The sequence below is a fragment of the Streptomyces sp. NPDC005004 genome (assembly GCF_053600675.1).
Window position 1 is genome coordinate 91,320 of sequence record NZ_JBSGAH010000013.1, and the last position, 18,611, is coordinate 109,930.

At 71.6% G+C, this 18,611-nt stretch carries 17 protein-coding genes, 2 tRNA genes and 1 pseudogene; 7 read left to right on the plus strand and 13 right to left on the minus strand.

Going from position 1 to position 18,611, the window contains the following annotated elements; translation table 11 throughout:
• Nucleotides 1-26: 26 nt before the first annotated feature.
• The 3 genes and pseudogenes from ACWEEU_RS20085 to pgsA all read right to left on the minus strand — a co-directional run bounded on the left by ACWEEU_RS20085 (nt 27) and on the right by pgsA (nt 2,827).
• Nucleotides 27-1,190 (minus strand): glycosyltransferase family 4 protein, encoded by a 1,164-nt coding sequence (locus ACWEEU_RS20085; RefSeq protein WP_385748801.1) that lies wholly within the window; start codon nt 1,188-1,190, stop codon nt 27-29.
• Nucleotides 1,187-2,101 (minus strand): phosphatidylinositol mannoside acyltransferase, encoded by a 915-nt coding sequence (locus tag ACWEEU_RS20090; protein WP_385748803.1) that lies wholly within the window; start codon nt 2,099-2,101, stop codon nt 1,187-1,189. Before ACWEEU_RS20090 ends, ACWEEU_RS20085 begins: the two co-directional genes overlap by 4 nt.
• A pseudogene (gene pgsA, locus ACWEEU_RS20095) lies at nt 2,098-2,827 on the minus strand (phosphatidylinositol phosphate synthase). The gene ACWEEU_RS20090 and the pseudogene pgsA overlap by 4 nt, the downstream one beginning before the upstream one ends.
• Before the next feature lie 300 nt (nt 2,828-3,127).
• Here pgsA and ACWEEU_RS20100 point away from each other — a divergent pair.
• Both ACWEEU_RS20100 and ACWEEU_RS20105 read left to right on the plus strand, forming a co-directional pair.
• The gene (locus tag ACWEEU_RS20100; protein WP_451733968.1) at nt 3,128-5,326 is read left to right on the plus strand and encodes an elongation factor G-like protein EF-G2; all 2,199 of its coding nucleotides are present in this window, start codon (nt 3,128-3,130) and stop codon (nt 5,324-5,326) included.
• Between the two features lie 214 nt (nt 5,327-5,540).
• Entirely contained in the window at nt 5,541-7,187 is a 1,647-nt protein-coding gene (locus ACWEEU_RS20105; RefSeq protein ID WP_451733970.1) for a hypothetical protein, read from the plus strand.
• Nucleotides 7,188-7,215: 28 nt separating this feature from the next.
• Here ACWEEU_RS20105 and ACWEEU_RS20110 read toward each other — a convergent pair whose 3' ends face one another.
• The gene (locus tag ACWEEU_RS20110) at nt 7,216-7,776 is read right to left on the minus strand and encodes an HIT family protein (protein ID WP_451733972.1); all 561 of its coding nucleotides are present in this window, start codon (nt 7,774-7,776) and stop codon (nt 7,216-7,218) included.
• A 67-nt stretch (nt 7,777-7,843) separates the two neighbouring features.
• On the opposite strand from ACWEEU_RS20110, the gene ACWEEU_RS20115 reads away from it, so the two are divergent.
• Entirely contained in the window at nt 7,844-8,515 is a 672-nt protein-coding gene (locus tag ACWEEU_RS20115; protein ID WP_385748811.1) for a potassium channel family protein, read from the plus strand.
• A gap of 85 nt (nt 8,516-8,600) precedes the next feature.
• Here ACWEEU_RS20115 and thrS read toward each other — a convergent pair whose 3' ends face one another.
• From thrS to ACWEEU_RS20130, 3 genes are all read right to left on the minus strand, one after another.
• Complete coding sequence (gene thrS, locus ACWEEU_RS20120; protein ID WP_451733974.1) at nt 8,601-10,577, minus strand: threonine--tRNA ligase; 1,977 nt, start codon at nt 10,575-10,577, stop codon at nt 8,601-8,603.
• 92 nt (nt 10,578-10,669) lie between these two features.
• Nucleotides 10,670-11,908, minus strand: a complete 1,239-nt coding sequence (locus tag ACWEEU_RS20125) for a hypothetical protein (RefSeq protein WP_451733976.1) — start codon at nt 11,906-11,908, stop codon at nt 10,670-10,672.
• Nucleotides 11,905-12,471, minus strand: coding sequence for a DUF4365 domain-containing protein (locus ACWEEU_RS20130; RefSeq protein ID WP_385748820.1), 567 nt, complete (start codon nt 12,469-12,471; stop codon nt 11,905-11,907). Before ACWEEU_RS20130 ends, ACWEEU_RS20125 begins: the two co-directional genes overlap by 4 nt.
• A gap of 168 nt (nt 12,472-12,639) precedes the next feature.
• Between ACWEEU_RS20130 and ACWEEU_RS20135 the strand changes: the two genes are divergently transcribed.
• Nucleotides 12,640-13,365 (plus strand): 3'-5' exonuclease, encoded by a 726-nt coding sequence (locus ACWEEU_RS20135; RefSeq protein WP_199587682.1) that lies wholly within the window; start codon nt 12,640-12,642, stop codon nt 13,363-13,365.
• An 89-nt stretch (nt 13,366-13,454) separates the two neighbouring features.
• On the opposite strand, the gene ACWEEU_RS20140 is transcribed toward ACWEEU_RS20135, so the two are convergent.
• From ACWEEU_RS20140 to ACWEEU_RS20150, 3 genes are all read right to left on the minus strand, one after another.
• A tRNA-Val gene (locus ACWEEU_RS20140) sits at nt 13,455-13,526 on the minus strand.
• 519 nt (nt 13,527-14,045) lie between these two features.
• Nucleotides 14,046-14,117 (minus strand) — tRNA-Val (locus ACWEEU_RS20145).
• Nucleotides 14,118-14,143: 26 nt separating this feature from the next.
• Entirely contained in the window at nt 14,144-14,605 is a 462-nt protein-coding gene (locus ACWEEU_RS20150) for a TIGR02611 family protein (RefSeq protein ID WP_385751577.1), read from the minus strand.
• 191 nt (nt 14,606-14,796) lie between these two features.
• Between ACWEEU_RS20150 and ACWEEU_RS20155 the strand changes: the two genes are divergently transcribed.
• Together ACWEEU_RS20155 and ACWEEU_RS20160 are read left to right on the plus strand one after the other, a co-directional pair.
• On the plus strand, nt 14,797-15,210 hold the full coding sequence (locus ACWEEU_RS20155; protein ID WP_004002642.1) for an SsgA family sporulation/cell division regulator: 414 nt from the start codon (nt 14,797-14,799) through the stop codon (nt 15,208-15,210).
• A 294-nt stretch (nt 15,211-15,504) separates the two neighbouring features.
• On the plus strand, nt 15,505-16,071 hold the full coding sequence (locus ACWEEU_RS20160; protein WP_385745106.1) for a CGNR zinc finger domain-containing protein: 567 nt from the start codon (nt 15,505-15,507) through the stop codon (nt 16,069-16,071).
• 81 nt (nt 16,072-16,152) lie between these two features.
• On the opposite strand, the gene ACWEEU_RS20165 is transcribed toward ACWEEU_RS20160, so the two are convergent.
• On the minus strand, nt 16,153-16,305 hold the full coding sequence (locus tag ACWEEU_RS20165) for a hypothetical protein (protein WP_199587679.1): 153 nt from the start codon (nt 16,303-16,305) through the stop codon (nt 16,153-16,155).
• 166 nt (nt 16,306-16,471) lie between these two features.
• Nucleotides 16,472-16,909 carry a hypothetical protein gene (locus ACWEEU_RS20170; protein WP_451733979.1) on the minus strand — a complete coding sequence of 146 codons (438 nt, stop codon included), beginning with the start codon at nt 16,907-16,909 and terminating at the stop codon, nt 16,472-16,474.
• Between the two features lie 271 nt (nt 16,910-17,180).
• Here ACWEEU_RS20170 and ACWEEU_RS20175 point away from each other — a divergent pair, with 271 nt between their 5' ends.
• Nucleotides 17,181-17,702, plus strand: coding sequence for a DsbA family protein (locus tag ACWEEU_RS20175; protein ID WP_385745110.1), 522 nt, complete (start codon nt 17,181-17,183; stop codon nt 17,700-17,702).
• Between the two features lie 28 nt (nt 17,703-17,730).
• On the opposite strand, the gene ACWEEU_RS20180 is transcribed toward ACWEEU_RS20175, so the two are convergent.
• Entirely contained in the window at nt 17,731-18,549 is an 819-nt protein-coding gene (locus ACWEEU_RS20180) for a GNAT family N-acetyltransferase (RefSeq protein WP_451733981.1), read from the minus strand.
• Between the last annotated feature and the right edge of the window lie 62 nt (nt 18,550-18,611).

Consider the following 18,611-nt stretch of genomic DNA (forward strand, 5'->3'; position numbering starts at 1 on the left):
GCCCCCGGCCACCTCACGTCCCCCGGTCAGTCCCGGGCCGCCAGGCCGAAGCGGGAGCGCAAGCCCGGGCGTTCGTCCGTGGCGACCGCCGCGGCGCCCGCGGTGACCGTCTCGTACACCGACAGGATGTCCGCGCCGACCGTGGACCAGTCGAAGCGGCGCACATGGGCACTGCCGCGCTCGCGGAGTTCCGCGCGGCGCTCGGGGTCGCCGAGGAGGCGGACGGCCGCGTCGGCGAGGGCGTCGGCGTCCTCGTTGGCGAAGACCTCCCCCGCCTTGCCCTGGTCGAGGACCTGGACGAAGGCGTCCAGGTCGGAGGCGAGGACCGGGGCGCCCGCCGACATCGCCTCGACCAGGATGATGCCGAAGCTCTCGCCGCCGGTGTTGGGCGCCACGTACAGGTCGACGCTGCGCAGGAAGCGGGCCTTGTCCTCGTCGCTGACCATGCCGAGGAACTCCACGCGCGAGCGCAGTTCCGCGGGCAGCTCCGCGACGGCCGCCTCCTCGTCGCCCCGGCCCGCCACCAGCAGCCGGGCCCCGGGACGGGCGGCCAGGATCTTCGGCAGCGCCCGCATCAGCACCGGCAGTCCCTTGCGGGGTTCGTCGATGCGCCCTATGAAGCCGATCGTCTCGCCCTGCCACTCCGGCTTGGGCTCGGCCTTGGCGAAGAAGTCCACGTCCACGCCGTTGGGGATGACCACAGCGTCCCCGCCCAGATGCTCGACCAGGGTCCGGCGCGCGTACTCGCTCACCGCGATCCGGGCGCTGATCTTCTCCAGCGCGGCCTGGAGGATCGCGTACGCGGCGATCATGGCGCGCGAGCGCGGGTTGGAGGTGTGGAAGGTGGCCACGATGGGACCCTGCGCCGCCCAGCAGGTCAGCAGCCCGAGCGAGGGCGAGGTCGGCTCGTGGATGTGCACCACGTCGAACGCCCCGTCGTGCAGCCAGCGGCGCACCCGCGCGGCCGAGAGGAATCCGAAGTTCAGCCGGGCCACCGAGCCGTTGTACGGCACCGGCACCGCGCGGCCCGCCGAGACCACGTACGGCGGCAGCGGGGTGTCGTCGTCGGCCGGGGCCAGCACGGACACCTCGTGGCCGAGGCGGATGAAGTACTCCGCGAGGTCGCGGATGTGGAACTGGACGCCGCCCGGGACGTCCCAGGAGTAGGGGCAGACGATGCCGATTCTCACGCCCGCCCCTCCGCCCCCGCCGGGTCGAGGTCGGCGAGCCACAGCCGCTGCAGCATGTGCCAGTCCTCGGGGTGCTCGGCGATGCCGCCCGCGAAGGCGTCGGCCAGCGCCTGCGTCATGGCGGCGGTCCTCTCCGCGCGCGTGCCCGCCTCGGGGACCTCGATCGCCGGGTGCACCTTGCCCTGCATCACGGGCGAGTCGTCGTACCAGAGGGTGACCGGCAGCAGCAGCGCGCCGGTCTGCTGGGCGAGCAGCGCGGGCCCCGCGGGCATCCGGGCGCGCTCCCCGAAGAAGTCGACCTCGACACCCGAGGCCGACAGGTCGCGGTCGGCGACCAGGCAGACCAGACCGCCGTCGCGCAGCCGCCGCGCCAGCGTGCCGAACGCGGAGGCACCGCTGTGCGGCAGCACCTCCATGCCGAGCCCCTCGCGGTAGGCGACGAAGCGGTCGTACAGGCTCTCCGGCTTCAGGCGCTCCGCGACCGTGGTGAACGGCGTGTTCAGCTCGGTGGTGACCCAGGCGCCCGCCAGGTCCCAGTTGGCCAGGTGCGGCAGGGCGAGTATCACGCCCTTGCCCGCGGCGAGGCCGTCGATCAGATGATGCGCGCCCTTGGGGGCGAAGCCGCCCTTGACGCGCTCGGGGCTCCAGGCCGGGAGCCGGAAGGACTCCATCCAGTAGCGCAGGTACGAACGCATCCCCGCGCGCGACAGCTCGGCCAGCCGCTCCGGACTCGCGTCCGGCACCACGCGCGCGTAGTTGGACTCCAGTCGCCGGACGCCCTTGCCGCGCCGCTTCCAGGCGAGGTCGGCGATCGTGTCGCCCAGGCGCGCGGCGGCGGGCTCGGGCAGCTTCTTGACCGCGCCCCAGCCGAGTCCGTAGAGGGCGTCGGTCAGGCGGTCCGCCGTGCTCACTTGGCGGCCTCGCTGCCCCGCGCCGCGTCGTCCCGGGCGGCCTCCTCGGCCTCAGCCGACTCCCGGCGCACGGTGACGACCCGCTGGATCAGCGTGACCAGGCTGCCCACGGCGACGATCCACAGCGCCACGGGAAGCAGGTACTGGATGCCCGGCACGCCGAACTCGTGCAGCCCCGCGAACCCGGCCGCGACCAGCGAGATCACCAGCCGCTCGGCCCGTTCCACCAGCCCGTTCACGGCCACCGGCAGCCCGATCGACTCGCCCCGGGCCTTGGTGTACGACACCACCTGGCCGCTGGCCAGACAGAAGATCGAGACGGCGCACAGCACGTTGTCGTTCCCGTTGCCCGCGTACCAGAGGGCGAAGCCGCCGAAGATCGCGCCGTCGGCCACCCGGTCCAGCGTGGAGTCCAGGAAGGCACCCCAGCGGCTGGAGCGGCCCAGCTGGCGCGCCATGTTGCCGTCGACCAGGTCCGAGAAGACGAACAGCGTGATCACGATCGTGCCCCAGAAGAACTCGCCCCTGGGGAAGAAGACCAGCGCCCCCGCGACCACCCCGGCCGTGCCGATGAGGGTGACCGTGTCCGGGCTCACGCCCCGGCGGATGAGAAACGTGGCGAACGGCGTGAGGACACGCGTGAAAAATGCACGCGCGTACTTGTTCAGCATGGCCTTCCCGACGGGTCGTGTCGCGGCAGCCCCTGGTGACCACCGGCGCGCCCATCGTAGTCACGCGCGAGGGCCCGCGGCTGGCGGGCACCCTGGGGTTGTGGCCCTGTCGTGATGTTGCCGGGCCCTCGCGGGGGCGGCGCGCGCACCGGCGAAGGCGCCGAGACCGTCCGGCGCCGCGCCCGTCACCGCCCCGCCAGGCGTGCCTCGCCGTCCGCCGCGGTGTCCGTCGTATGGACGTGGCATGACCCAAGTGGAAAGCTCGAAGGACCGCGGGCGTCGCAGGAGCCGCCAGTGCACGCGGTGCCGCGTGTCCGCGCCCACAGTGACCTCACCGTCCACGGGAGGCAGGATCATGGGCGAAAAGGCGCAATCACATCCCGGGGCCGCCGGCAGGGCAGTCACGGCCGACCACCCCGAGTCCATTCGGAACGTGGTACTGGTCGGCCACTCCGGAGCGGGCAAGACGACCCTGGTGGAAGCCCTCGCACTCACGACGGGGGCGGTCAACCGGGCCGGCCGCGTGGAGGACGGCGGCACGGTCTCCGACTACGACGACATCGAGCACCGTCAGCAACGCTCGGTGCAGCTCTCGCTGGTCCCGGTCGAATGGGACGGCATCAAGATCAACGTCCTCGACACCCCCGGCTACGCCGACTTCGTCGGGGAACTGAGGGCCGGTCTGCGAGCGGCGGACGCGGCCCTCTTCGTCGTCTCCGCCTCCGACGGCGTGGACGGCTCGACCCGCGCGGTCTGGGAGGAGTGCCAGGCCGTCGGGATGCCCCGCGCGATCGTCGTCACGCACCTGGAGTCCGCGCGCGCGGACTTCGAGGAGATGACCCGGCAGTGCGCGGAGGCGTTCGGCGCCGACGACCCGGACGCCGTGCTCCCGCTCTACCTCCCGCTGCGCGCCCCCGAGGGCCCCGACGGCCACGCCCCCGTGACCGGCCTGGTCGGTCTGCTCTCGCGCAAGCTCTTCGACTACTCCACCGGCGAACGCGTGGAGTCCGATCCCGGCGAGGACCAGCTCCCCGGCATCGAGGAGGCCCGCAACCGGCTCATCGAGGGCATCATCGCCGAGAGCGAGGACGAGACCCTGATGGACCGCTACCTCGGCGGCGAACAGGTCGACGTCAAGACCCTCGTCCAGGACCTCGAACGCGCCGTGGCACGCGGCACCTTCTTCCCCGTCCTGGCCGCCGCCCCCGCCACCGACGGCGCCCGCCAGGGTCTCGGCACCCAGGAGCTGCTGGAGCTGGTCACCGGCGGCTTCCCCACCCCCTTCGAACACCCGCTGCCCGAGGTCACCACCCTCGACGGCAGGCCCCGCGAACTCCAGCCCTGCGACACCGAGGGACCCCTGGTGGCCGAGGTCGTCCGCACCTCCTCCGACCCCTACGTCGGCCGGGTCTCCCTCGTCCGCGTCTTCTCCGGCACCCTGCGCCCCGACGACACCGTCCACGTCTCCGGACACGGCATGACCGACCGGGGCCACGAGGACCACGACGTGGACGAACGCATCGGCGCCGTCTCCATGGCCTTCGGCAAACAGCAGCGCCCCGTCCCGCACGCGGTCGCCGGCGACCTGGTCTGCGTCGCCAAGCTGAGCCGCGCCGAGACCGGCGACACGCTCTCCGCCAAGGACGACCCGCTGCTCATGGAGCCCTGGCAGATGCCGGACCCGCTGCTCCCGCTCGCCATCCAGGCCCACAGCAAACCGGACGAGGACAAGCTCTCCCAGGGGCTGGCCCGCCTGGTCGCCGAGGACCCCACCATGCGGCTCGAACAGAACCAGGACACCCACCAGGTCGTCCTGTGGTGCCTCGGCGAGGCCCACGCCGACGTCGCCCTGGAACGGCTGCGCAGCCGCTACGGCGTCCAGGTCGACGTCGTCCCCCACAAGGTGTCCCTGCGCGAGACCTTCGCGACCAAGGCCGCCGGACGCGGCCGCCACGTCAAGCAGTCCGGCGGCCACGGCCAGTACGCCATCTGCGAGATCGAGGTCGAACCGCTCCCGGGCGGCTCCGGCATCGAATTCGTCGACAAGGTCGTCGGCGGCGCCGTCCCCCGGCAGTTCATCCCCTCCGTCGAGAAGGGCGTACGCGCCCAGGCCGCCAAGGGCGTGGCCGCCGGATACCCGCTCGTCGACGTGCGGGTCACCCTGCTCGACGGCAAGGCCCACTCGGTCGACTCCTCCGACGCCGCCTTCCAGACCGCCGGCGCCCTCGCCCTGCGCGAAGCCGCCGCCGACACCCGCATCCACCTCCTGGAACCGGTGGCCGAGGTCACCGTCCTCATCCCCGACGACTACGTCGGTCCCGTCATGAGCGACCTCTCCAGCAGGCGCGGCCGGGTCCTCGGCACCGAACAGGTCGGCACCGGACGCACCCTGGTCCGCGCCGAGGTCCCCGAGTTCGAGATCGGGCGCTACGCCATCGACCTGCGCTCCCTCTCCCACGGCACTGCCCGCTTCAGCCGCGCCTACGCCCGGCACGAGCCGATGCCCCCACAGGTGGCCGACCGCATCCGCGAACAGGCGGGCGACACTCCGTAGTTCACCCGGCGTACGCCCCGCGCGCCGGCGGGCGGCTTCGGTCGTCCGCCGGTGTGTCGTCGGTGCCCGCGGCTACGCTGATCACGCCGCGCGCGACGGACCCGGTGACCCGGTGCCGACACGACGGCCCGTTCAAGATGGCCTGTTCAACAGGTGTGCGAGACACGGAAGTCGGGAAGGCCGCAGGAGCGAGAAGGCGGCGATGGGGGCGGGAATGTCAGTCGGAACGGAGTGGGACGGGCCACAGGTGCCCGTCTCCGGCGACGAGGGCCAGGCGGCGACCTTCGCGCTGGCCTCGGCGGCCTACCGGGACAACGCGATCGAGGACATCAAGAAGACCGACAACGAGTGGCACCAGTCCACCGTCAACGCCGGCCGCGTCCGCCTGTTCCGGCCCAACCTCGGCGAGGCGTTCTCCCGAGCCGTCGTCGACCGGCTCCTCGCCCCCGGCCGCAAACCGCTGATCCAGTCCTTCGGCGCCGAACCCCAGGTGATCGTCGAACACTGCCTCGCCGCGAACAACATCCGCCGCGACCGCGACAACAAGCTCTCCACGATCATGGTCGTCTGCGGCCTGATCTTCCTGCCCGGCCTCGTCGCCTGGCTCGTCGTCTTCCAGCTCCGCGCCTTTCTCGCCAAGCGCGAGGACAAGCGCGCCGGAGCCATCGGCACCGTCCTCCTCGCCGGAGTCGGCCTCCTCGCCGCGCTCTTCCTGCTGAAGCTGCCCTTCTCCGGCTTCTGGGGCTGGTACGCCCGCGCGGCCGTCATCGCCCCCGTCCTCGGCTGGTACTGGGCCAAGCGCGTCTGCGAACAGACCGCAGCCGACCTGCGCGCCCGCTGGGACGGCCTGCTCTCCGGCAGCAGCGTCGGCGCCAAGGTCCCCGAGGCCGTACCCCGCAGCCCCGGCGAGACCGCCGCCGAACAGCTCCGCCAGTCTCTGGCCCGGCTCAGCGCCGAACAGCGCTCCAACTCCGTCTTCTACGCCGGACCCAAGGGCGTCCTCGGCATGGGCACCCGCTGGGGCTCCTGGCAGCTCGCCGAGGACCTGGTGCCCGCCGACGCCGGACGTGAGATCCACCCCTTCCGGAGCTGGGACGTCGTACGCGCCATCCACGACCAGCTCCGGATGCTGGAGCGCGGCCCCCTCAACACGGGCGGCTTCCCGCGCCCCTCGATACGGCACTGGATCGTCACCCCCATCGGCGAGAACGCCAACGCCGTCTCCCGCCCCGAGGGCACCGACGTCGAGGCCTTCCAGGTCAAGCCGCACGCCATACAGGAGATCTGCAACAAGCAGCAGTTCGGCAGCGGCGACCGCCACTACCTCGGCGTCCAGTGGACCCTGTGGGACGGCCAGCTCGTCATCACCATGATGATCACCGTGACCGTCCTCCACGAGACGCTGCGCATCGAGGTCACCGGACACGCCCTCGGCCCGGTGAACCCCCTGTTCACCTCCAAGCCGGAGGCCCCCACCAAGACGGTCACCAAGTCCGTCAAGCGCTGGGAGAGCCGCACGGTCAAGCTGCCCCTCGTCGACACCGACGAGGTCGTGCGGCTCGCCGTCCGCGCGCCCCTGACCTGGTACCCGCCGCTGCTCAACTGGCTCGGCGGCTCCATCGCCCTGCCCGAGCCCTTCGGTCTGCGGCACGCCTGGGCCGACCAGCCCTGGCGCCACCGCTTCATGGCCGACGACGCGCTGCGCGCCGCCACCCCGGTCCTGCGCGTGGTCCACGCCGCCGCGATCAAGGTCCTCAAGGAGAACGGCGTGGACACCGAGAAGTTCGGCGCCCGCTCCTCCATCCTCAGCGGCCAGATCCAGGACCCGACCCCCGGAAAGGCCGACCTCTACAACGCGTAGGACCCCCGGCGGGCGGGGGCAGCCGGCGTCAGCTCGCCGGCCAGGCCTCCGCCAGCATCTTCCGGGTGTCCCCCAGCAACTGCGGCAGCACCTTGGTGTGCCCCACCACCGGCATGAAGTTCGTGTCCCCGCCCCAGCGCGGCACGATGTGCTGGTGCAGATGGGCCGCGATCCCCGCACCGGCCACGGCGCCCTGGTTCATCCCGATGTTGAACCCGTGCGCCCCCGACGCCGTCCGCAGCGCCGTCATCGCCTGCTTGGTCAGCTCCGCCAGCTCGGCCGTCTCCGGGCCCGTCAGGTCCGTGTAGTCGGCCACGTGCCGGTAGGGCACCGTCATCAGATGGCCGCCGTTGTACGGGTACAGATTGAGCACCGCGTACACGTGCTCCCCCCGCCGCACGATCAGACCGTCCTCGTCCGATTTCGCCGGAATCGCACAGAACGGGCAGCCGTCGTCCGCACCCGGACCACTCGGCTTGTTCTCGCCCTGGATGTAGGCCATCCGGTGGGGCGTCCACAGGCGCTGGAACGCGTCCTGCGTCCCCACTCCGATCTGCTGCTCCGGCTCACTCGTCATGCAAGGCAGCATATGGCTTCGCCCGTTCGCGGCGTGTCGCCGGGGCGGCGCCGGTGCACCGAACGGCCAAGCTGACCCGGTGGACCACGACAGCCCCACGGCGCGCTGGGAGCGCCACGCCGAGATGCCACTCACCGTGGCCTCGATGACATTCCTCGGCTCCTACGCCGCCCTCGTCCTCGCCCCCCGCCCCGGCACCTTCTGGGACGACCTCTGGCTCTCGCTGCTCTTCGCCTGCTGGGCGCTCTTCGCCGTCGACTACGCGGTGCGCTGGACCATCAGCGGCCAGGGCCCGCGCTTCGTGCGCGCCCACTTGCTGGACACCCTCGTCCTGATCCTGCCCCTGCTGCGCCCGCTCCGCATCGTCCGCATCTACGAGGCCATGGAGCACCGGCGCGGACTCCCCCGGCTCCCGCTCTACGCGCGCGTGATCGTCTACTCCGGGCTCTCCACCCTGCTCATGGGCTTCACCGGCGCGCTCGCCGTCTACCAGCAGGAGAGGGACGCCCCCGCCTCCCAGATGAAGAACTTCGGCGACGCCGTGTGGTGGGCCTGCTCGACCCTCTCCACCGTCGGCTACGGCGACATCGTCCCGGTCACCACGGGCGGCCGGATCATCGCGGCGGCGATGATGGCGGGCGGTCTGTCGCTGCTCGGAGCGGTGACGGGGTCGTTCTCGTCGTGGCTGCTGCAGGTGTTCTCACGGGAAGAGGACAAGGAGAGACCCCCGGGGGGAACCCCGGGGGTCTGAAGCCCCGCAGCTGCGGGGAGCACGCATCGTCCGAGCCCACGAACTTCTCCGGGTCGGGATCACCCCCGCCGCTGCGGGGATAGCGTCACACCTGAACCCGGCGCTCCACCACATCAACGAGCTTCGCCAGCGCCTGGTCACGCGGAATGCCGTTCTCCTGCGAACCATCGCGGTAGCGGAAGGAGACCGTGTCCGCGTTCATGTCCTCGTCGCCGACGATGATCATGAAGGGGATCTTCTGGCGCTGGGCGTTGCGGATCTTCTTCTGCATCCGGTCCGAGGAGGAGTCCACCTCGACCCGCAGGCCCTTCTTCTTGGCCTCGGCCGCGAACTTCTCCAGGTACTCGACGTGCCCGTCACCGATCGGGATGCCGACGGCCTGCACGGGGGCGAGCCACGCCGGGAAGGCGCCCGCGTAGTGCTCCAGGAGGACGGCGAAGAACCGCTCGATGGAGCCGAACAGCGCGCGGTGGATCATCACCGGCCGCTGCTTGGTGCCGTCGGCCGCGGTGTACTCCAGGTCGAACCGCTCGGGCAGGTTGAAGTCGAGCTGGATGGTCGACATCTGCCAGGTGCGGCCGATCGCGTCCTTGGCCTGGACGGAGATCTTCGGGCCGTAGAAGGCGGCACCGCCCGGGTCGGGCACCAGCGGCAGGCCCTGCTTCTCGGCGACCTGGCGCAGGGTCTCGGTTGCTTCCTCCCACGCCTCGTCGGAGCCGACGAACTTGGTCTCGTCCTTGGTGGAGAGCTCCAGGTAGAAGTCGGTCAGGCCGTAGTCGCGCAGCAGTCCGAGGACGAAGGTGAGCGTCTTGTCGAGCTCCTCCGCCATCTGCTCGCGGGTGCAGTAGATGTGCGCGTCGTCCTGGGTGAAACCGCGGGCACGGGTGAGACCGTGCACGACGCCCGACTTCTCGTACCGGTACACGGTCCCGAACTCGAAGAGACGCAGCGGCAGTTCACGGTACGAACGGCCGCGCGCGTCGAAGATCAGGTTGTGCATCGGGCAGTTCATGGGCTTGAGGTAGTAGTCCACGCCCTCGTCGAGCTGCATGGGCGGGTACATGCCGTCGGCGTACCAGTCCAGGTGGCCCGAGGTCTCGAAGAGCTTCCCCTTCGTCGCGTGCGGGGTGTAGACGAACTCGTAGCCCTCCTCCTCGTGGCGGCGCCGCGAGTAGTCCTCCATGACCCGGCGGATGATGCCGCCCTTGGGGTGGAAGACGGCGAGGCCGGAGCCGATCTGCTCCGGGATGGAGAAGAGGTCCAGCTCGTTGCCCAGCTTGCGGTGGTCGCGCTTCTCGGCCTCGGCGAGGAACTCCAGGTGCGCCTTCAGCTCGTCCTTGGACGGCCAGGCAGTGCCGTAGATGCGCTGGAGCTGCTTGTTCTTTTCACTGCCGCGCCAGTAGGCCGAGGCGTTGCGCATCAGCTTGAACGCCGGGATGAGGCGGGTGGAGGGCAGGTGCGGACCCCGGCAGAGGTCCTTCCAGCACAGCTCGCCGGTCTTGGCGTCCAGGTTGTCGTAGATGGTCAGCTCGCCGGAGCCGACCTCGACGTCCGCGCCGTCCTCGGAGGAGGCCGAGCCCTTGAGGCCGATCAGCTCCAGCTTGTACGGCTCGTCGGCCAGCTCCTCGCGGGCTTCCTCGTCGGAGACCACACGCCGGGAGAACTTCTGGCCCCGCTTCTGGATCTCCTGCATCTTCTTCTCGATGGCCTTGAGGTCATCGGGGTGGAAGGGCTTCTCCACGTCGAAGTCGTAGTAGAAGCCGTCCTTGACCGGCGGGCCGATGCCGAGCTTGGCCTCGGGGAACAGCTCCTGCACGGCCTGGGCCATCACGTGCGCGGTGGAGTGGCGCAGGATGTTGAGACCGTCCTCGGAGGAGATCTCGACGCCCTCGACCTCGTCGCCGTCGGACAGCTCGTGGGCGAGGTCCTTCAGCTCGCCGCCCACGCGCGCGGCGATGATCGAGCGCTCGCCCGCGAAGAGGTCGGCGGCCGTAGTGCCCGTCGTCACCACGCGTTCTTCCCGCTCGGAATCGCGTTGGATGATCACACGGACGTCTGACACCGGTCTCTCCTGACTGAAGTGGGATGCGGCGCCATACCAGGAGCGCGCGCACAAGGGATCGTACCGACCCGGCACCGTCCACCGCGAAACGGTTACTTTCCGTCCCCCGCGCCGTACGTCTCGCCGCACGCCTCCTCGAAGGAGCCGAGGTTCTCCTGGAGGGACTTCATCAGCCGGTCGCGCTCGGCCTCGTCGACCTGGACGGGGACGACCCCAGTGGCGCCGGTGAGCCTGCGGAAACCGCCCCGGCGCTCCAGTCTGCCGTGCACGCGCACGGGGAGGCCGACGAGGTGGGCGTATCCGGCGATGCGGTAGTCCTCCTCGCCGAGGGTGAGGCGCAGGTGAGCCACCTCGGCGCCGGTGAGCACGCGGAGCCGAACGGTGCCCGCGCCGCGCGGTCCCGAGCGGCGCAGGCGGACGACGACGCCGGTGACCGCGACGGGGACGGAGGGTTCGGCACGCAGATAGCGGGCCGCGGCGGCGCGCAGGACGGGGAGGTCGCCGGGTGAGAACTCGACGGGTTCGGCGTGGGCGGCGCAGCCGTCGGGGACTCCGGCGGCGGGCGCCCAGGAGACGGTGACGCGGGCGCCCTCGCTGCCCCGGACGAGGACGGTGAGCGCCTCGGTCAGTTCGCGGCTGACCCCGGCGGCGACGGCGCCGTCGAAGGCGTCGGCGCGGCCGGTGGCGCGCTGGTAGTCGATGGCCTCGCGGGTGGCGTGCAGGGCCTGGTGGAGGCGCACGGCGAGGGGGCGCCCCTGGGGCAGGGGTGCGAAGGCGGTGAGGCGGCGGCCCTCGGCGGCCGGTCCGACGAGCACCTTGTCGAGGAGGGCCGCGGCGCCGGCCCGGTGGCGGGCGCCGTGGTAGCCGGCCGGGGCACGGGTGGCGAGGGCGGCGGCGAGGAGGGTGCGGCGGGCGGCGCCGCGCAGGTGTTCGTCGGCGGTCCAGGGGGCGGTGCCGGCGGGGCCGCAGGGGGTGTCGCGGTGCCAGCGGATCTCGTCGCTGGGCACGGCGAGGGCGATGAGCACCTCGCGGGCGGTGGGGGCGGCGCTGCGGACGAGGGCGTCGAGGGCTTCGCCGAGGAGGTCGTCGCTGTCGGGGAAGGCGCGGTTCTCGGGCACGAGGAGGCTGGTGCCGGGTCCCGCCGGGGCGGGCGGGGTCCAGCGGCCGTAGCGTCCGGTGGCGCCTCCGCGTCGTTGCCAGCCGTGGCGGTGCAGGAGGGTGGTGAGGACGGCGGGGTCGACGCGGGTGGGGTCGGGGGTCTCGTGCCAGGGGAGGTGCTCGGGGTGGGCGCGCAGGTGGCGGACGGTGTCGTCGTCGGAGCGGCTTCTCATGGTCTGCCTCCCGTCCCGACGCGCGTCATGATCTCGCAGAGCGCGCGGTCGTCGAAGATGCGGGTGACCGGTACGCGCACGGTGGTGCGGTGGCGTCCGGTGACGGGGTGTCCGGCGAGGTTGACCCAGTAGCAGCAGTGGCGCAGGTCGAGCCGGTCGTGTCCGGCGCGCAGCCAGTCCTCCTGGGCGCGCGGGACGATCATGACGACGAGGATCTTGTGCACCGAGACGGGGGTGCGGGCGAGCTTGCGCAGGTGGTCGTTGTCGAGCGTGAAGGCGAAGGTGGGGCCCGGGGGGTGGGGGGCGATCTGGTAGGTGCACTTGAGCTGCACCTTGATCGTCACTTCGTCGTCGACGGTGTGGCCGGGGGCGCTGTGGCTGACGTGCCAGTCGATGCCGTTGTCCGGGAAGGGCTGGGACAGGGAGCAGCCCGCGGCGGCGGCGACCGCGTGCAGATAGCCGACCTGCAAGGTCTCCATGCAGGCGGTGGTGGCGAGTGTGCCGCGAACCAGTCCCGCGCGTTCGGGCAGCAGCCCGCCCCGCTCGGGCTGCGCAATGGCCATGACGAACTGCCTTCCCAACCAAGGGTTTCTCAGCTTCGGGCCGCTGAACTGCAAAGACCCGTACTCCTGTTGTCTCCGCCCGGCGTACGGCGCAAACAGCCCGGGTATCACCAAACGGGCAGAAGACGGCACGTCATCTGTCGTGGGTGAACGAGGAGTTGGGTTGGGATGACTTGCTGGTACGAAGGGGCCCTGGCCGCCTTCGACACGGAGACGACGGGTGTGGACGTCGAGGGCGACCGGATCGTGTCGGCCGCCGTCGTGGTGCAGGACGCGCCGGGTACGCGGCCCCGGGTGAGCCGGTGGCTGGTGAATCCGGGGGTGCCGGTGCCCGAGGAGGCGACGGCGGTGCACGGGCTGACGGAGGAGCACCTCCAGCGCAACGGCCGCTGGCCGGCGCCGGTGATGTACGAGATAGCCCAGCAGCTGGCCGAACACACGGCGATGGGGCGGCCGTTGGTGGTGATGAACGCGCCGTTCGATCTGACGCTGCTGGACCGGGAGTTGCGGCGGCACCGGGCGTCGTCGCTGGACCGCTGGTTCGAGGGGGCGCCACTGCGGGTGCTGGATCCCCGGGTGCTGGACAAGCAGTTGGACCGCTACCGCAAGGGGCGCCGGACGCTGACGGACCTGTGCGAGCACTACGGCGTGGCGCTGAACGACGCGCACGACGCGGCGGCGGACGCGCTGGCGGCGCTGGACGTCGTACGGGCGGTGGGGCGGCGGTTCTCGGCGCGCCTGGAGCGGCTGTCCCCGGCGGAGCTGCACGCTCTGCAGGTCGGCTGGCACGCGGCGCAGGCGCGGGGGCTGCAGGCGTGGTTCGCGCGCAGTGGTTCGCCGGAGACGGTGAGCACGGAGTGGCCGCTGCGGGCGGAGCTGTCGGCGGCGGCGTAGCGGGTGCGGGGCGGTGGCGCGAGGGTGTGCCGCGTGGGCGTACGACGACGGCCCACCTGCTCTGGAAGCAGATGGGCCGTCGGTCCGGGTGGGCGATACTGGGTTCGAACCAGTGACCTCTTCGGTGTGAACGAAGCGCTCTCCCACTGAGCTAATCGCCCGGGAACGCACTGAACAATACAGGTCTCGGCGGGGTTCCTCCAAACCGCCTCGGTACGGGGTGCCGGTCGGGGCTGCCGGGGTGCGGGCCGGTGGCTGTGGCGGGGGTGCGGGTCAGGTGCCGGGTGGAGCCGTGCGCCGGTCCTGTCTCGATCCGGATCGGCCGTGCGCCGATCCCGCGGTGCGCCCGCCCGGCGCGGGTCCGGCATTGCGCGTCCGCTTCCCAAGAAGTGACTTGTACTCATATGACCTGTCGGAACACAGGACTTGAGGATTCCGGAATTCCGGTGCGGTGCGGGGCGCCACGGAAATGCGGGCGCAATGGGAATTGCGGGGGCGCGTCGCGCAATAGGGTCCGGGGGTATTTCCGGGGGCGGCCTGAATGGGGCGCTTCGGGGTGCGTGGGGCGGTCCGTCCGGAAGTCGGTCTTGACGGGTGTCCCCGGCGGGCGGCGGGTGCGGAGCGTAGCGCATATGCCGACGGCCCATCCGCTCTGGAAGCGGATGGGCCGTCGGTCCGGGTGGGCGATACTGGGTTCGAACCAGTGACCTCTTCGGTGTGAACGAAGCGCTCTCCCACTGAGCTAATCGCCCGGGCGCAGAGAGAACATTACCGCATGTCAGCGGGTGGTTCCGACCGCCTGGATCTTCCAGGGCGCCACGAAGCCGAACTTCGAGACGTAGATCGCGGCGAGCACGCCGACGATCACCAGCCCGAGCACGGTCAGGGTGATGTTGCGGCGGCGTACGCGGGGGTCGAGGGCGCGCTGTGCCGCCGCGGTGACCTTGCGCTTCGTCCAGCGCAGGACGAGCTGGGCCCAGACGAACTCGGTGGCCCAGATCATCATGCCGCCGAAGATCACCGCCCAGCCGGGACCGGGCAGCGGGAGCATGACGACGCCGGCGGCGACGACCGCGAGACCGACGAGGAAGACGCCGACCTGCCAGCTCAGGTGGAGGGCGCGGTGCTCCTTGACGAACGCGGGTGCGCGGGAGCCGAGGCCCTCCTCGGGGCGCTCCTCGTCCGCTCCCGTCCCGTCCGCCACGACAACCTCACCCAGACCGTCACTCCCCGTATTCATACCGTCGAACCCTACCCGAGTGTTTCCAGTCACCGGAATGGTGGCAGATGTCGCACAAGTTCTCGGCCGTAAGAGGTACGGAAACTCATGCAAAACCCCCAGAGGGGTTTACAACGGCACCGTAGGTGGCATGTCGATTTCGCCGACGTGCGAATCCCCGAGCGCACACTGAGCGAAAGGCCCTGGCGCTTATGAACACCACGGTCAGCTGCGAGCTGCACCTGCGCCTCGTTGTGTCGAGCGAGTCATCCCTGCCTGTCCCCGCAGGCCTGCGGTACGACACGGCCGACCCCTACGCCGTGCACGCCACCTTCCACACCGGAGCCGAGGAGACCGTCGAGTGGGTGTTCGCCCGCGACCTCCTCGCCGAGGGGCTGCACCGGCCCACCGGCACCGGCGACGTCCGCGTCTGGCCATCGCGCAGTCATGGCCAGGGCGTCGTGTGCATCGCCCTCAGTTCTCCCGAGGGCGAGGCTCTGCTGGAGGCCCCCGCACGGGCCCTGGAGTCCTTCCTGAAGCGGACCGACGCCGCCGTGCCGCCCGGCACGGAGCACCGGCACTTCGATCTGGATCAGGAGCTCTCCCACATCCTGGCGGAGAGCTAGGCCGCCGCCCGTCCAAGACGCCCGGCGCCGTCCACTCGGGGAGACGGCTCGGGCCCGCACCGCCGTATACCGGCAGGCTCGGCGCCGTCACCGCGCACACGCACGGTGACGGCGCCTAGCCGTGTCCGCGCGGGCCCGCCCGCCGGTTTTCCGCGCGGTCCGGGAACCAGGGCGTCGGGCGGGGCGTTGCCGGGGCAGTCACCCGGGGCGGGCCCGGTGCGGCGGCCTCGGTTGTCGCTACCATCGGCCAGCATCGGCGGGCGTCCGCCCGACCCCCAGGCCAGGGAGCGAAACGTGCTGATCACCCACGACACCCGGTGCGCCCTCAGCACGGTGGTGGATCTGGTGAACACCGCGCCGGAGGACGACACGGCGGCGGACGGGCTGCCGGACGTCGAGGCGCTCGCCGTGTTCGTGCGCGGCCACGCCGTCAGTGACGTGGGGGTGCTGTCCGAGTTCGATCTGTCGGCGGTGCGCAAGGTGCGGGGCCGGTTCGCGCGGATCTTCGCCGCGCCGGACGCCCGGGCAGCCGCTGGGCTGATCAACGAGCTGGTCGCCGCCGCGGGCACCACCCCGCGGCTGACGGACCACGACGGCTACGACTGGCATGTGCACTACTTCGCCCCCGGGGCGTCGCTGGCGGACCATCTCGCGGCCGACTGCGGGATGGCGCTCGCCTTCTTCGTGGTGGCCGGGGAGCGGGAGCGGCTGCGGCGTTGCGAGGCGCCGGACTGCCGGCGCGCTTTCGTGGACCTGTCCCGCAACCGCTCGCGCCGCTACTGCGACAGCCGTACGTGCGGGAACCGGCTGCACGTGGCCGCGTACCGGGCGCGGCGCAAGGAGTCGGAGTCGGCGGGCTGAGACGGACGGGCGTGGAGACGCAGAGGGCTCTTCGGACCGACGCCGGTCCCGGCGGGTGACGCCGGGACGGACGTGTACGGCTCACAGCAACAGCAGGTCGTGCAGCGCCGCCATGAGGATCAGACACCCGATCACCGCTAGGAAGATCATCAGCGGTGGCTGGGAAAGGGCGAAGAGGCACCCGCGCGGCTCGTCCTCCTGCGGCGGGGCCTCGCTCTGTGTCGTATCCACCATCTCGCGGTGATGATGGACCACCAGGGGCCCTGTACGCGATCAAGACACCTGTAAAGCGCGGGAGTCTGCGGAATTCGCGACGATTCGTTCGGCTCGCTCCGTGTCGTGAACGTTTTCGGACGTACCGGGGCGGCCTGTGACGCCCCGCTCCGTCAGGGCAGCCGTGTCATATGCCGTGCTTCTTGAGGATGGCCTCGATGTCGCTGAAGTCGTCGCCGGAGCCGGTGGCCGCGGGCGGAGCGGCGGGACGGGACGCCCGGCCGCTGCCCCGGCCGAGGGAAGGCGCCGAGGCGGCGGGTGCCACCGGGTCGCTCTCGGCGCTCCGTATCGCGCCCTTTCCGGCGCGGTCGCGCCTGCGCTCGACCGCGCGGGTGAGCAGGAAGAGCACCACGGACAGCGCCAGCACCCCGAAGCCAGCCCAGGCGAGGGGGCTCAAGGCGGTGCGGGCGAGCCAGCCCACGACACCGGTCATCACCAGGCCGACCGGCACCAGCGAGTAGGCCACGACGCGGGCGGCCGTCAGGAAGCGCTTGCGGTAGGCGGTGACCGCGGCGATACCCAGACCCGCCGCGGACACGGCGGAGCAGATGGTCTCGGCAAGCATCCGATCCTCCAGACGGGCCCGGCCGGCAGGGGCCGGCATGACGGGGCACGAGGCACACGGTGCGCTTCGTCCCTTCCATCCTGCACCGCCCCCTCCCCCGGATGCCATGCCCCGCCCCCCACATCAGGGAGATCTCGGGGTCGGAACCGGAGATCTCTCGGAGTGGTGCCGTTGATCAGCGCGGTGCCGGGGTCCGGGGTGAGGGGGGGGCGGTGCCCGGAGCCTTCCCACCGGGTTGGGGCAGCCGACGGCGGCCTGGAAGACTGGGCGTATGAACGACTCCTCCCCCGCATCCGCCGAGCCCGTCGTCCTCGACGTCTGGTGCGAGCTTCAGTGCCCCGACTGCCGTACCGCCCTGGACGATGTCCGCGCTCTGCGCGCCCGGTACGGCGACCGGATCGACGTGCGGCTGCGGCACTTCCCGCTGGAGAAGCACAAGCACGCCTTCGCCGCCGCGCAGGCCGCCGAGGAGGCCGTGGAGCAGGGGCAGGGCTGGCCGTACATCGAGGCCGTGCTGGGGCGCGTCGAGGAGCTGGACCGCCGGGGCGAGGACCTGCTGATCGAGGTTGCCCGTGAACTCGGCCTGGACGCCGAGGAGTTCGACACCGCGCTGATCGACGGCCGGCACATCCTGATCGTGGACGCGGACCAGGCCGAGGGCAAGGCGATCGGTGTCACCGGCACCCCGACCTATGTCATCGGCGGCGAGCGCCTGGACGGCGGCAAGAGCCAGGAGGGGCTGCGCGAGCGGATCGAGGAGATCGCGGACCGGCTGCTGGCCGGGCAGGGCTGACGCACACCCCGGCCCTCGCCGCCGATCGTCACAGCAGCGGCTTGGCGAGGACGTGGCGCGTCGTCTCGTAGCCCAGCGACGCGTACAGCCGCTCGGCCGGGGTGTTGCCCGCGCGGACGTTGAGGGCCAGGGTGCGCTCGCCGTCCGCGATGGTCTGCGCCTCGGCGAGGAGCATCAGGGAGCGGCCGTGGCCCCGGCCCCGGTACGCCTCGTCGGTCCCGATGTCGAAGACCCAGGGCGCGTCGTCGGCGCGGCCGACCCAGATCGTGCCCACGGGCGTGCCCTCGTGTTCGAGGACGCTGAAGCGCGCCCCTTCCGTGGCCAGTCCTTGTCCGAGGCGTGTCTCGTGGTCGTGGCGGGACTGGGTCCGCGCCTCCTCCTCGGAGAGGCCGAGAGCGGTCAGCGAGTGCGCGTAGGTCTCCCTCCCCCGCACCAGCCAGTCCTCGAACTCCGCCTCGGTCATGGGGCGTCCGCTGGTGCCCTCGGGCAGTTCCGGGGGCACGTCGCCGAGGCGTTTCCGCATGGCGCGGGCGCTCGGGGCGTACCCGAGGGTCCGGGCCAGGCGCAGGGCGGGTTCGTCCCCGGCCGGGACCACCGTGTCGATCCGGCGGCAGCCCCAGCCGCGCGCGACCTCCTCGGCCGCGAGCGCGGCCACCGTGGCCCGGCCGCGCCGCCGGTCGGGCTCCTCGATGCGCAGGCCGGTGATGCGGGCGACTATGGTGCCGATCACCGTGGCCAGGTGGATCTCCCCGACGGGACGGCTGTTCACGCACACCTGGTAGCGGCGGGAGCGGGTTCCGTCGGTGTGCTGCTGGAGCGGCTCGGCCGGCCGCAGGGTCGTCGTCATCACCGGAGTTCTACCCGCTGCGGGCCGCCCGCCTCAGCCCTTTTTCCCGGCCGGTCGCCTTG